Source organism: Yinghuangia aomiensis (assembly GCF_039542225.1).
Classification (GTDB): domain Bacteria; phylum Actinomycetota; class Actinomycetes; order Streptomycetales; family Streptomycetaceae; genus Yinghuangia; species Yinghuangia aomiensis.
Map to the genome: position 1 here is coordinate 67,363 of NZ_BAABHS010000001.1, position 13,258 is coordinate 80,620.

General features: G+C 73.3%; 11 protein-coding genes. 1 reads left to right on the top strand and 10 read right to left on the bottom strand.

The features are described from left to right. Positions 1 to 21 precede the first annotated feature (21 nt). Both ABEA93_RS00295 and ABEA93_RS00300 read right to left on the bottom strand, forming a co-directional pair. The gene (locus tag ABEA93_RS00295; protein ID WP_345673143.1) at positions 22 to 417 is read right to left on the bottom strand and encodes a hypothetical protein; all 396 of its coding nucleotides are present in this window, start codon (positions 415 to 417) and stop codon (positions 22 to 24) included. Between the two features lie 19 nt (positions 418 to 436). After that, positions 437 to 4,072 carry a hypothetical protein gene (locus tag ABEA93_RS00300; RefSeq protein WP_345673144.1) on the bottom strand — a complete coding sequence of 1,212 codons (3,636 nt, stop codon included), beginning with the start codon at positions 4,070 to 4,072 and terminating at the stop codon, positions 437 to 439. Positions 4,073 to 4,282: 210 nt separating this feature from the next. Between ABEA93_RS00300 and ABEA93_RS00305 the strand changes: the two genes are divergently transcribed. Continuing rightward, complete coding sequence (locus ABEA93_RS00305) at positions 4,283 to 4,627, top strand: hypothetical protein (RefSeq protein WP_345673145.1); 345 nt, start codon at positions 4,283 to 4,285, stop codon at positions 4,625 to 4,627. A 23-nt stretch (positions 4,628 to 4,650) separates the two neighbouring features. On the opposite strand, the gene ABEA93_RS00310 is transcribed toward ABEA93_RS00305, so the two are convergent. The 8 genes from ABEA93_RS00310 to ABEA93_RS00345 all read right to left on the bottom strand — a co-directional run bounded on the left by ABEA93_RS00310 (position 4,651) and on the right by ABEA93_RS00345 (position 13,213). Beyond that, the gene (locus ABEA93_RS00310) at positions 4,651 to 5,883 is read right to left on the bottom strand and encodes a styrene monooxygenase/indole monooxygenase family protein (protein WP_345673146.1); all 1,233 of its coding nucleotides are present in this window, start codon (positions 5,881 to 5,883) and stop codon (positions 4,651 to 4,653) included. 2 nt (positions 5,884 to 5,885) lie between these two features. After that, entirely contained in the window at positions 5,886 to 6,512 is a 627-nt protein-coding gene (locus ABEA93_RS00315) for a GTP-binding protein (protein WP_425584754.1), read from the bottom strand. Next, positions 6,493 to 6,906, bottom strand: coding sequence for a DUF742 domain-containing protein (locus ABEA93_RS00320; protein WP_345673147.1), 414 nt, complete (start codon positions 6,904 to 6,906; stop codon positions 6,493 to 6,495). Before ABEA93_RS00320 ends, ABEA93_RS00315 begins: the two co-directional genes overlap by 20 nt. 5 nt (positions 6,907 to 6,911) lie before the next feature. After that, on the bottom strand, positions 6,912 to 7,364 hold the full coding sequence (locus ABEA93_RS00325; RefSeq protein WP_345673148.1) for a roadblock/LC7 domain-containing protein: 453 nt from the start codon (positions 7,362 to 7,364) through the stop codon (positions 6,912 to 6,914). Continuing rightward, entirely contained in the window at positions 7,361 to 9,670 is a 2,310-nt protein-coding gene (locus ABEA93_RS00330) for an ATP-binding protein (protein WP_345673149.1), read from the bottom strand. The genes ABEA93_RS00325 and ABEA93_RS00330 overlap by 4 nt, the downstream gene beginning before the upstream one ends. 270 nt (positions 9,671 to 9,940) lie before the next feature. Further along, entirely contained in the window at positions 9,941 to 10,888 is a 948-nt protein-coding gene (locus ABEA93_RS00335) for a hypothetical protein (protein ID WP_345673150.1), read from the bottom strand. 2 nt (positions 10,889 to 10,890) lie between these two features. Further along, on the bottom strand, positions 10,891 to 11,955 hold the full coding sequence (locus tag ABEA93_RS00340; protein ID WP_345673151.1) for an ABC transporter ATP-binding protein: 1,065 nt from the start codon (positions 11,953 to 11,955) through the stop codon (positions 10,891 to 10,893). Between the two features lie 319 nt (positions 11,956 to 12,274). Then, positions 12,275 to 13,213, bottom strand: a complete 939-nt coding sequence (locus ABEA93_RS00345; RefSeq protein ID WP_345673152.1) for a coiled-coil domain-containing protein — start codon at positions 13,211 to 13,213, stop codon at positions 12,275 to 12,277. Positions 13,214 to 13,258 lie beyond the last annotated feature (45 nt).

Genomic DNA, 13,258 nt, shown 5'->3' on the forward strand with positions numbered 1-13,258 from the left:
CGGCCGCCCGGCCGGATGCGGTCACAGCGGCGGCCGCAGCGCGGGCAGGTCGTCCGGGTCCGGCGGCGGGAAGGGCGGGAGCGGCACGGGCGGGGGCGGCGGGAGGGGGCGGTGGTCGCGGGCGCGTTCCGCGTCGGACGCCCGGTACATCGCGGTCAGGTCGAGGGGCGGGAGGTGCCGCGGGTCGAGGAGGTCGCCGCCGTCGCCGAGTTCCGCGGCGGGGTCGTCGGGCAGGTCCGGGTCGAAGTAGTACAGGACGTCGTGTTCCAGCCGGTTCCGCAGCAGTTCCTGCCGGGCCTGGGTGATTTCCTGGCGCCGGTCCCGGTGGCGGGTGATGGCGCGGGCATAGGCCGCGTGCACGGCTTTCGCGTCGGCGTCGGGGGTGATGCCGAGCAGCGTGTACAGCGATTCGTCCACGATCCTCCTCGCAGCCGTGTCAGTAGCCTCGCGCCAGCAGGTGGATTTTTCCCTGGAGTTCGAGGAATTCGGCATCATGCGGCTTGAGTTGCACGGCCTGGTCGATCAGCGTCCGCGCCTCCCGGAAGGCCCGGCTGTTGGTGCGGTCGACGGCCCAGACCGCGTAGCACTGCGCCATCATGTTGCGCGTGGTCTCCGACCCGCCCGCGTCGAGTGCGGCCCGGAACTGGGTGATGGCCGCCGAGTAGTCGCCGCCGTCGGTGAGCGCCATGGCGTGGTTGTGCCGGGCGACCGGCAGCAGGCCGCGCATGCGCTCCAGGTTCTCGGCTGCCACATCATCGGTGCGGGGTGTGCGGCGCTGGGCGTCCTCGATGGCCTCGGCGGCCTCCCGGAAACGCTTCAGGTCCATGAGGAAGTTGACCAGCAGCCAGCGGAGTTGCGCGTCGTCACGCCGGCCGATCGCGTACTCGAGGACGTCGATCCCGGCCGGGATGCCGTCGCGGCCGCGGTATGTGGCGGCCTGCTCGGCGACCTCGGAGGCGTAGCGCCCGACGGCCACCCGCCAGGCCTTGTCCGCCTCGGCGCCGGGGGCGAGGTAGCGGGCCGCGTCGGCGAGCCGGTCGATCCGCGCCAGGCAGTAGAACAGCAGGTCGAGTTCCTTCGGCTCGCCGAGGCGCTCGCGCAGTTCGAGGAGCACGTCGGCGGCCTCGCCGAACCGGTCGGAACGCATCAGCTTCGACGCCCAATTGGACGCGCTCACCGTGTAGTTCTCCCGGAAAAGCGGCTCCTGCGGGGACAGTGCCAGCGCCTTGCCGACCAGCCGGTGCGCCTTCCCGGTCTCCTCGCGGCGGCTCAGCATCGCCGCCCAGGCGTTGTACGTCGCCGCCAGGTCGCCGATGATCCGCGCGTCGCCCGGGGCGTACCGCAGGCCGCGCTCCAGTGCCTCCACCGCGCTCGCCCGGTCGTCGCCGGCGAGCGCCGTTTTGGCGAGTGCCTGTGCGGCGTCGGCGATCATCGACTCCATGCCGCGCACCGGACCCGCATCGGCCCACACGGCGGCGAGCTGTTCGAAGAACGGCTCCCACGCGGCGCGGCCGTGCAGCGTGGTGATCTTGGCGGCGTATGCGGCGACCAGGTAGGTGGCGGTGGTGCCGGTCGGTTTGGTGCCCGCGAGTTCGTCGATGACCGCGTCGTAGTCGCCCTCGTCGAGCAGGAACGGGTAGCGGCCCGCACCCAGCAGCGCCGCGAGTTCGGGAAAGGCGTCGGCGTCCTCGCAGAGCGCGGCGTAGCGCTTGATGTGCTTCACGATGCGGTCGAGGGCCATGGCGAGGCACGGTCCGTAGTCGGGGAGGAGGATCCCGCCGGGTTGCGCGCGCAGCGGCTCCGCGCGCTCCAGGAAGGCGCATTCCAGTCGCCAGGTCGTGGCCAGCGAGCGGAAGTCGCGGCTTTCCGAGGCGCGTTCGCCGATCAGACGGGATATTCGCTCGCGGTGGAAGTCGCGTGCCGTGGCGATGCGTTCGGGATCGGCCGGACGGCCGGTGCGGCCGGCCAGATCGGCCCAGTAGGCGGGGCTGTAGAGCATCGCGGCCCAGGTGCCGACGAGCAGCCGCCACACGTCGCCGAACGGGGCACCGCCGCGCGCGCACTGCTCGGCGACCAGCGCGGTCCGCCGCAGCACGGGCGGCGACTCGTCCAGGCGCAGGGCGCGCAGCATGTGCACGTACGCCTCGGTCCGTCGCCCCTCGCGCAAGTGCCGTCCGGCGGCGCGCTGCAAGAGCGTGGCCTGGAGGTGCTTCGGCCCCTGCTCGCCGAGTACGGCCAGCGCGGCGGCTTCGTCGCCCGCGGCGAGCGCCCGCCGGGCCCGCTCGCCGGCCACCGGGCCTTCGGCGGGAGTACCGCGGGCGAACTCGGCCGCCCGGGTGAGGGATTGCGTGGCCTCGGCGGGGTTCATGCCGCGGGTGTCGGCGGCGACGAGGGCCCGGACGGCGTTGAGGTAGGCCGGGTCGACGGCGGCCGGTCCGGTCCCGAAGCGGGCGGTGATCCGGTCGGACAGGGTCCGCACCGTTTCCCGGTCGCCGCGCTCCACCGCCCAGGCGAGCCGGGCGAGGTCGGTGAGCGGTGCGGGGGAGCCGGCGATCTCGGCGAGCCGCGCGGCGGTCGCCGGTTTGCCGAGTTCCAGGTAGGCGGCGGCGCGCCAGCGCAGCGTGCGCGAATCGGGGTCGTCGGCCAGCGGCCCGTCGAGCAGGGTGCGCAGCACGGTTTCGACCTGCCGTTCCCGCGGCTCGGCCGTTCGGGCGGCGGTGCGGATGGGGGTCGGGCCGAGGAGTGCCGCCTGGGCTTCGTAGCGGCGGGCCCGCAGGTCGTCCGGTGCGGCGCGGCCCAGGGCGGTCACGGCCGCGGCGTCGGTTTGGGCGGCACCGGCGAGGTCGCGGACGTGCGTTTCGGCGATGGCGAGCGGGTAGGCGGGTTCGCCGGGCACCGCGTCACGGGCCGCCTGCCAGTGGGTGCGGGCCGTCGTGCGGTCGCCCGCGTCGAAGGCCGCCCGGGCGAGCCGGTCGGCGCGGGCGGCGGTGAGGACGGCGAGGGCTTCGGGGGCGGTGCCGAGCGTGTTCCAGCGGGCGACCGCCGCGTCGTATTGCCGCAGGTGCGCGTGCAGGAGTCCGCGCAGGTAGGGGTCGGCGACCGTGTCGAGCAGGGCCGCGTCCGCGCCGATGCCGGTCCGGACGGCGGTCACCGCGAGCCGCGGGGACGCCACGCGGGTGGTGTCGCGGTAGTCCTCGTAGGCCGCGTGCGCCTGCACGAGGTTGCCGTCCAGTTCGCAGGCCATGCCGAGGCCGAGCCGGGCCGCACCGTAGCGCGGGTCCTGCTCCAACGCCGCGGAGAAGTGCGTGCGGGCGGTCGCCGGATCGTCGTCGGCCAAGGCGAGGCGGCCGCGCGTGTAGGACACCGCGGCTCCGGGCTCGGCGCGGTCGAGATCGGTCTTCGCGCGGTGCAGGTGCCCCAGCCGCAGCAGGACATCCGCGCGGTACAGGTGGATGCCGGGGGTCTCGGGCGCCGCGTCGTAGGCGGCCAGCGCCTCGGCCGGACGTCCGGCCGCGGCCAGCACGTGGCCGAGTTGCAGCTGCACCGCAGGCTCCCCGCGCAGTGCCTCGGCGGCACCCGCCAGGTCGCCGCCGCGCGCGAGCGCGTGCCCGAGCAGCGCGGTCTCGCGCGGCCCCCGCGCGTCGTGCGCCCGCAGCACGGCGGCCACCGCGGCGAGCTGTCCGGACGAGAACAGCCGGTAGCCCAGCGTGAACCGCAAATCGTTGGCCCGGGAACGGAGTTCGGGATCCAGGGGGAGCCGGTGGACGAGCAGGCGCGCGGCGTCCTCGACCCAGTACGGGTTCGCGGCGAGTGCCTCCGCGTGCGCGTACACCTCGTCCGCGGCACCCGCCTCGACGGCGATCTCGCCCAGGCCGACGAGCGACAGCCGCCGGGATTCGTGCAGGTTCGGCGGTGTGCCGAGCCGGGCGATGTTGGCCAGCACGCGCTCGTACTGCCGCTTGGCGCGCGGGGCGTGGCCGTTGGCCCGAAACTGCGCGGCGCGCTCGACGGCGGCGACGTGCTCCGCGGGGCTGTCGCCGATCCGGCCGAAGGCGTTGAACAGCCCCGACATCAGCAAACGCCCCGGCGGCCCAGCAGGGTGGGGACCATGGTGCCGATGGCTAACCCCCCGTCACGACCGAGAACCACAGGGGGAGCTTGGCACGCCAAGAGCGGCCGGGGAATAGGGACTTGCCTCACGACCCGGCGAAGAGCGGCGCCGTCACCCGCTCGGCCGCTCTCCGACTCCCTACCGGCGGAAACCCGCCGATACCCTGGTCATGTGCCACGCCGAAACCGTCCCGAGCGCCGCGACCGCGGCGACCACCGCCCGCGCCCCGACGCCGACCCCGAGTCCGACGGCGGGTCCGAGGGCGTCAGCGGCAGCTGGTTCGGGCTGGAAGCACGCGAAACCGACCGGGACGGCGAGTGGATCGTCCGCCCGGTGACCGGCGCCGCCGCGGGCAAGGTCTACCGGTGCCCGGGGTGCGACCACGAGATCGCCGTCGGCACCCCGCACATCGTCGCCTGGCGTGCCGACGGCCTGACCTCCGTCGAGGACCGCCGCCACTGGCACCGCACCTGCTGGGCCAACCGCTCCCACCGGCACCGCGGCCGCCGCCGCTGAGGCGGCCTGCCCGTTTCCCACGCTCAGGCCAGCGACGCCAGGTAGGTATGCGCCTGCTCCGGCGTGTAGAACCACGCGTCGAAGTCCGCGGGCTCGTCGAACCCGTTGGCGAAACGGTCCGCCAGAACGGGGTGATGCTCCGCGGCCGCCAGCAGCTCCTGCACATGCGGCTCCGGCGGCGCCAGCATCGCGTTCGTCCACGCCGTCACCGGCCGCCCGGCCTGCGCCCAGAACGCCTCGAACGTCCGCTCCATCCACGCCCGGTCGAACGGTTCTTCACCGCGGTCCTCGATCGCCGCGAGATAGACCGCCGCGCACCGCGCCGCGGTGTTGGAGCCCTGCCCGGTGATCGGATCGTTCGCCACCACCGCGTCCGCCACGCCCAGCACCAGCCCGCCGGACGGCAGCGAAGACACCGGACGGCGCACCGTCGGCGCATAGCGCCCGGCGAGGATGCCGCGCGCGTCGGTCAGCTCCACGCCGCCGGCCGCGCGGGCGTACTCCCACGGCACGAACTCGCGCATCAGATCCAGGGTGAGCCGCAGATGCGCCTCGGGGTCGCGGATACCCTGGAACGCATCCAGCGGCCCGCCCGGCACCCCCTCGAAGAACAGGATGTCGCACGGGCCCGACCCGGTCAGCGCCGGAATCACGATGAGTTCGCCGACGCCGGGCACCACACTGATTCCGACCGGCGCCAGATCGCTGTCCGGGCGCGGCGCGAGACCGTGCACGTAGGCCACCGCCAGCGACCGCATCGGCTGCTCGAAAGGCGAGCGCGCCGGATCCCGGTCGAACATCGCCGCCAGCGCACCCTTGCCCGCGGCGAGCAGCACCAGGTCGAACTTGCGCGCATACCAGTCCAGATCGGACAGCGACACCGGGTGCACCACCAGGTTGCCGCCGCGGTCCACGAACCGCTCCAGCCACCCGGCCATCTTCACCCGCTGGTCGACCGACTGCGCGAAGCCGTCCAGGCGGCCGACCCAGTCGATCGCGCGCGTGCCGTCCGGTGCCGCGACCGCGACGCCGAGACCGTGCACGCACGGCGCCTCGTCCTCCCACAGGCCCAGGCCCAGATCGCGCTCCAGGTCCAGCGCGGTGGCGAACATGCACTGCGTGGACATCACCTGACCGGCGCGGATCTCGTCGGGGCCGCGGTCGGACATGACGGTGACCTCGTACCCGCGGTCCTGCAGGCCGAGCGCCAGCTGGAGGCCGGACTGCCCGGCCCCGACAATCAGGATCTTGCGCACGATCAGCCCGTCGCCACCTGCAGCGCGTGCATCACCACCGACGCCAGCGCATCCGCGGCACTGCGCCGGTCGCGCGCGTCGCAGGCGATGAGCGGCGTCTGCGGCCGCAGCGACAGCGCGTCGCGCAGATCGGCGTCCTGGTAGATCGGCGCACCGTCGAACGTGTTGATCGCCACCACGAACGGCAGCCCGCTGCGCTCGAAGTAGTCGATCGCCGGGAAGCACTCCTCGACCCGGCGGGTGTCCACCAGCACCACGGCGCCGACCGCGCCGCGCACCAAGTCGTCCCACATGAACTGGAAACGGCCCTGCCCCGGGGTGCCGAACAGGTAGAGCACCAGGTCGTCGGCCAGGGTGACGCGGCCGAAGTCCATGGCGACGGTGGTGGTGACCTTGTCCGGCAGGCCGTCCAGCCGGTCGGTCGCCTCGCTCATCACGGTCATGACGGACTCGGTGGTCAGCGGTTCGATCTCCGACACGGAGGTGACGAGCGTGGTCTTGCCGACGCCGAAACCGCCGGACACCACGATCTTCGTCGAGGTGATCGGCGGCGCGCCGTCGTCCCGCCGGGCCGGCGGGACCGCCAGCGGCGGCACGTGCAGGCCGCGGTCAGAGCTTCCGTAGTCCACCGAGGAGCCTTTCGAGCAGTGCGCGGTCGGGGCCGCCGGCGTCGCCGGCGGTCTGGTAGACGCTGATACGGCCCTGCGCGGCCAGATCGCCGATCAGGACCCGGACCACGCCCAGCGGCAGGTCCAGCAAGGCGGAGACCTCGGCGACCGACCGGACGCCCCGGCACAGCGCGACGATGGCGCGGACCTCCGGCATGTCGCCGTCGGCGGCGTCCGCGGCCGGCTCCGGGGCGTTCGAGCCGTCCGGGCCGCCGGGTTCGCAGTCGAGGGTGGTGACGAGCGTTTCGACGGACAGGATCGGTCCGTGGCCGGTGCGTCCTCGGGTCATCGCGTAGGGGCGCACGCGCGACGAGCGCCCCGCGTTGCCGACCCGTCCCCCGTCCTCAGCGGCCATCGCGACTACCTCCCTGCCTCGGTGCCCGGTTCGTGGCTGCGGTGGAGCTGCGCGCGGAGGGCCGGGGTGAGAACGTGTCCGGCCCTGCGGACGAATGCTGTCATCTGATAGGCGACCACGGCCAGATCGCAGGTGCCGGAAGCGTGCACGCCGAGGCAGGAACCGTCGCTGATGGACATCGCCACGACGTGCCCTTCGGCCATCGTGACGATCTGCTGGCGCACTTCGCCGAGGCCCATGACGCGGGAGGCGCCCTGCGCGAGGCTGACGAGACCGGACACGATCGCCCCGAGGCGCTCGCCGCCCGACTCGCCGTCCGCGTCGACGAGGTCGCCCGCCGCGGCGAGCAGCAGGCCGTCCGACGAGACCAGGACGACCTGCCGGACCCCCGGCACGTCCTGCGCGAGGGCTTCCACCAACCACTTGACGTGTCCTGCGGCGGTGTCCTGAGCGTTCACCGAGTGTCACCTCCGGAAGCCGGTGCGGCGGATGGTGGGCCGGATGCGGGACCGGCGGACTGCCCGGAGTCGGCGGACCCGGACGGTGCGGACGGCTCGGGCGGCCCCTCCGCACCGAGCGCTTCCCGCGCGGCAGTGCTGCCCAGTTGGAACCCGCTGAGCCTACGCCGCAGTTCCTCGGCGGCGATAGGACCGTTCTCACGCAACCCGGACGCGGGGGCCGCGTCGGACGCGCCGCCCTTGGGCACCCGCTTGGGCAGACCGGACGGTGTGGCGGCGGTCGGCCGGACGGTGGCCCGCGACGGGAGCGGGGGAGTGGAGCCGACGGAGGCTGACGTGCCGTCGTCGCCGGAAGCCGCGCCCGGCGAAGCCCCGCGCTGCGCGGCGGCCGCACCCGACTGCCAGGTGGGCGAGTGGGCGGGCTCAGCTCCGCGATCGGCGGCGTGGGTGTCTTCCGACCCCGCGGCGGCCGGGTGGGACAGCGGGTCGGGCGAAGCCTGTTCCGCCGCGGCGCCGGGCGGCCGTCGATGCGGCAACGCGGCCGCGGGCGCCGCCGCGTCCGACAGCGCCGACACGGCATCGGACGCCGCGCGACGCCGGGTCTTCGGGGTTTCCGCGGGCGACTCGGCCGCCGCGGCGCGGGCCGCCGCGGCGTGAGGCTCCGACGGGTCGGGACCCTGTGCGGTGACGTGGTCCGTCTGGGCAGCTGCGGGGTGGTGACCGGAGGCGGTGGAGTCGCGTCCTGCGTCGGCGATCCGCTCCGAGACGTCGCGCGGGACCGTGCCGCGCCCGCCCCCGCCCGGGCCCGTCGGCTCGCCCGCGCGCTGTCGTGGTGTCGGTGCAGCCTTCGGCACGCGGCGCGGCAACCCCGAGGCGGTGGCGCCAGGGGGCGTCGCTCCAGCGCCGCTTGGCGGGGCCTCGCCTGGCGCGCGGCTCGTCGGTGCGTCCGCCGTCCGGTCCGTCCCTGCCCCTTCGGCCGTCGCCGCGGCGGCAGCGCCGAGCCGCGAGTCGCCGACCGCCGGCGCCCCCTCGGCCGGGGTCTCCTCGGCCGAGGCCGCCGATGTCCCTTGTGCCGGGGTCTCCACCACCGGAACCCCGTGTGCGGGTGTCCCGGTCCGCGTCCCCTGCGTGGGCGTCCGCACCACCGGTGTCCCGTACACCGGCGTGGCCGGGCCCGCGCTCTCCCTCCGGCCCCGGTCCTTCTCGTGGCTGATTTCCGTCGGGCTGGGGCCGGTGCCGTGGACCAGGCCCGCCGGGAGCATGACGATCGCGGCGAGGCCGCCGTCGCGGCGGGGGCGGAGTTGGACGCGGACGCCGTGCCGGACGGCGAGGGTGCCCACCACGAAGACGCCGAGGCCGGCGAGGTCGGAAGCCGAGGCCGCCGCGCGGCCGCCCTGGAGTTGGGCGTTCAGCTCCGGAAGGCGCTCCGGGGGGACGCCGAAGCCCTCGTCCTCGACGGTCAGCAGGATCCCGCGGTTCTCCAGCGTGCGCGCCGCGACCGTGACGCGGGTGCTCGGCGGGGAGTACTCGACCGCGTTCTCCAGCAGTTCGGAGATCAGGTGGCTGATGTCGTCGGCCGCGTGGCCGGACAGGTCGGCGCGCGGAATGTGGCCGATGTCCACCCGTTCGTAGAACTCGATTTCGGACACCGCCGCCCGCACCACGTCGAGCAGCGTCCCCGGCGGCCGGTGCCCGTGCCGCTCGTCGGCGTTCGCGAGCACCAGTACGTTCTCGCTGTTGCGCCGCATCCGGGTGGCCAAGTGGTCGAGCCGGAACAGGTCGTCGAGGCGCTTCGCGTCCTCTTCGCCGCGTTCCAGGCGCTCGATCAAGGAGAGCTGGCGTTCGACCAGCGTCAGCGTCCGCATCGACAGGTTCACGAACGATTCCTGCATGCGTTCGCGCAGCAGGTCGTCTTCCGCGAGCAGCAGTTGCCGACTGCGTTTGAGTTCGGCGATCTCCGTGCCGCGGCGTTCTATTTCGTCGGCGAGGCGGCGCTGCCCGTCGGCCCGCCGGGCGATCTCGGCCTGCAGCGCGGCGAAGCGCGCGCCGACGAACCGGTGCTGAAGCCGGGCGGAGATCACGCCGACGATTCCGGAGGGCAGGTAGAACAGCGCGACTATGCCCGCGTGCAGGTTCGCCCCGTCGGAATGCAGGGTGAGGACCGACAGGATCGCCGCGGTGAGGCCGAGCATCGCGGCGGCGGTCGCGGTGGCGATCGCCGCACCGCTCATCGGCGCGATCCGGCTGCCCGGCATGGCCCATTCGGCCGCGGGCGGTTCGGCGGGCGGGTCCGCGAGGGGGAGCACGGGCGCACGCGAATCGGCCGCGGGGTCCGCGGATATGGCGTTTCCCCCGACCATTTTCGTCCCCTCCCGAAACATGGCTAGGGATCCTATCCTCACACTCCCGGGCCGGAAGGTCCCGGTTCCCGCAACTCCTTTGTCATCTTTGGCTATACGGATGCGTATGTTCCGGTTGGGCGGAAACGGCATGTCCGTCCAAATGCCGTGAAAACGCAAAGGGCCCCGTCCGGCACGGGAATTGCCGGACGGGGCCGAAGCGAAGCGGGAGGCGGATCAGACGTCGCGCGACCGCAGCAGGATCGCGCCGCCGATCAGCGACGCCCCCGCGTAGACCGCCATGAGCAGCATGCCCGGCCACGGTTCGATCTTGCCGCCCACGTCGCCCGCGCCCGCGATCATCTTCAGCAGCAGGTTCATCGGGTTGTAGTGCGAGATCGCCTCGCCCAGCTTGCCCGGCACGAACCCGCCGAACATCGACGGCAGCAGCATCAGGCCGAGCACCGTGGTGATCGCCCCCGCCGAGTGCCGCAGCATCGTCCCGATACCGAGGCTGAAAAGGCCGATCAGCGCGAGGTAGACGGCGCTGCCGACAAGGCCGCGCACGATGTCGCTGTTCGTCGGCTCCCGCGCGACTTCGCTCGACATCATCGCGTCGCCGAGCAGGTACGCGAGGGTGCACGACACCAGGCCGACCACGAACATGATCGCGGCGAACACCACGGCCTTCGCCGCGAGCACGCTCACCCGGCGCGGATACGCGGTCAGCGTCGACCGGATCATCCCGGTCGTGTACTCCGCGGAAATCGTCAGCACGCCCAGCGACGCCGCGGCGATCTGCGCGATCATCACGCCGATCAGGCTCAGCGTCACCGTGGTGTCCGGGTCGGTGTTCGGGTTCGCCGAGCCGCCGACGATCGCCGCCATGCCGATGATGATCGTGGCCATCACCAGCAGCGTCCACGTCGTCGACCGGACGGTGCGGATCTTCGTCCACTCGGACAGCAGGATCCGCCCGAAGTGCGGATGCGCCGGACCGGGCACGCCGAACTGCGCGGGCTGTGCCGGATGAGCGGGCTGCGCACCGGGCATGCCCGGCTGCGGCGGGTACGGCTGGGCGTAGGGCTGCTGCCCGTAGCTCGGCGCCTGATGACCGTACGGCGCACCGTGGCCGTTCGGCGCCGCGGAACCCGGCGGCGCCGGCGGGGGAGTCGGAGTTGCCATGGTCAGCGCTCGCTTCCGTGGGCGGGGATCTGCGGGGCGGGGTACGCGGCCGGCGGCGCACCGGCCGGCGGCATCGCCGTTCCGGGCGGCGGAGCACCCCACCCGGCGGGCGCCCCCCAGCCCTGCGGGGCACCCGGCGCGCCCGGGTGCGGCGGCTGCCCCGGAACCCCGGCGCGGTACTCGACGGCGTTCCCCGTCAGCGCCATGTAGACCTCTTCGAGCGACGCGAACTTCGGCGCCAGCTCGTGCAGGGCGATGCCGTGCGCCGCCGCCATGTCGCCGATCGCGGCCGGTTCCGGCCCGGTGACCCGCACCGCGCCGCCCTCGTCCGGGGCGACCGTCCCGCCCTTCGCCTCCACCAGCGCCGTCAGCTTGTCCAGCTGCGGCGAGCGGACGATCGTGTACGCCTGCGAGTTCCGCTCGATGAAGTCCCGCATGGACATGTCCGCGATCATCCGGCCCTGGCCGATGACGATCAGATGGTCCGCGGTCACCTGCATCTCGCTCATCAGGTGGCTCGACACGAACACCGTGCGGCCTTCCGCGGCGAGCGCCTTCATCAGGTTGCGGATCCAGAGGATGCCCTCCGGGTCCAGGCCGTTGACCGGCTCGTCGAACATCAGGATGCCCGGGTCGCCGAGCAGCGCGGTGGCGATGCCGAGCCGCTGGCCCATGCCGAGCGAGAAGCCGCGGGTGCGCTTCTTCGCGACCGCCCGGACGCCGACGATGTCGAGCACCTCGTCGACCCGGCGGCTCGGGATGCCGTTGCTCTGCGCCAGGCACAGCAAGTGGTTGTAGGCGGTGCGCCCGCCGTGCATCGCCTTGGCGTCCAGCAGCGCTCCGACTTCGCGCAGCGGCGCGGCGACGTGCCGGTACGGACGGCCGTTGACCAGAACGTTGCCCGCGGTCGGCGAGTCGAGGCCGAGGATCATCCGCATCGTCGTGGACTTCCCGGAACCGTTCGGGCCGAGGAAGCCGGTCACCGTACCCGGCCGGACCTGGAACGAGAGCTGATCGACCGCCAGCTTGGTGCCGTACCGTTTCGTCAAGCCTTGGGCTTCGATCATCACGTCCTCGTAGGGGTCGGCTTGTGCGGGTGCCGCTCCGGTGGGGCCGGCTGCGGGGTGCCCGGTGCCCTACCACCATAGAGAACCGGCGGTGATCGCTTTGCCGCCCGCAAGGCCCGTTCGGAGACGTTCTCAAGTTCGAGGGAGGTCCCTCGTCTCCTCCGCGAGACGTAGGGGACCACGCCGCCGTGCGGCGTACCGGGGCCGGACAAAAGCCGTACGGCCGCTCCGACGGATCGGAACGGCCGTACCGGCAAACGGGCGCGGCGTGCGGGAACGTGCCGCCCGGACCGCGCGGTGTCCGCGGACCCGGGGCGCGCTATCGGGTCTGCTGGGCCGGAACCCCGGTCAGCTTGTCGTCGTCGTCCCCGACCCCGCCGGCCGCGGCAACTGCCGCACCGGTCAGCGTCGCGAGCATCTCGCGGACGTTGGTCAGCTGGGCGTTGATGCTGTCGCGGCGGTGCGTCAGCGCCGCCAGCTCGCGCTCCGACTCGCTGCGGATGCGGTCGGCCTTCGCGCGGGCGTCCGCGACGATGTCGTCCGCCTGGCGCTGGGCGGTCTCGATCGTCTGGCGCGAACGGCGCTCCGCGTCGGTGCGCAGCTTCTCCGCCTCCAGACGCAGCTGCTCGGCGCGGTGCTCCACCTCGGACAGGCGCTTCTCGGCCTTCGCCTGGCGGGCGGCCAGGTCGCGCTCGGACTGCTCGCGGCGCTTGGCCAGGTTGGTCTCGAAGTCGGCGGCGGCCTGGGCGGCCTTGGCGCGGGTCTCCTCGAACAGCGCGTCGGCTTCCTCGCGCTTGGTCGCGGCGTCCTTCGACGCCTCCGCGCGCAGCTGGTTCGCGTCGGTCTTGGCCTTGTCGAGGATGCGCGAACCCTCGTCCTCGGCCTTCGCCTTGCGCTCCTTGCTGTACTGCTCGGCCTCGGCGCGGGTGTTCTGCGCCGCGGCCTCCGCCAGCTCGCGGTGCTGCTCGGCGGCCCGGCGGGCCTCCTCGCGCAGGTCCTTGGCCTCTTCCTCGGCCAGCCGCAGGATCTTCTCGACGCGCGCACCCAGGCCCGCGTACGACGGCTCGGCATCGGCAAGCTGGGCCTGCACGTTCTGGCTTTCGAGGTGGAGTTCCTCGATGCGCTTCTCCAGGGCGGAGATGCGGGCCAGGGCGCTGTCCCGGTCAGAGACGAGCTTCGTGATGCGGTCGTCGACCTGCGAACGGTCGTAGCCCCGGCGGACGAGATCGAAGCCGTGCGGAGAGTGTGTGTCGCTCATGGGGTTCCTGTCGTATGACCGGTGCGGTTAATGAGGTGACGGGTG

Coding starts and splice junctions, on each gene's coding strand:
- ABEA93_RS00300 (WP_345673144.1), bottom strand. CDS start 4,072: ATGTCGGGGCTGTTCAACGCCTTCGGCCGGATCGGCGACAGCCCCGCG.
- ABEA93_RS00320 (WP_345673147.1), bottom strand. CDS start 6,906: ATGGCCGCTGAGGACGGGGGACGGGTCGGCAACGCGGGGCGCTCGTCG.
- ABEA93_RS00335 (WP_345673150.1), bottom strand. CDS start 10,888: ATGGCAACTCCGACTCCCCCGCCGGCGCCGCCGGGTTCCGCGGCGCCG.
- ABEA93_RS00340 (WP_345673151.1), bottom strand. CDS start 11,955: ATGATCGAAGCCCAAGGCTTGACGAAACGGTACGGCACCAAGCTGGCG.
- ABEA93_RS00345 (WP_345673152.1), bottom strand. CDS start 13,213: ATGAGCGACACACACTCTCCGCACGGCTTCGATCTCGTCCGCCGGGGC.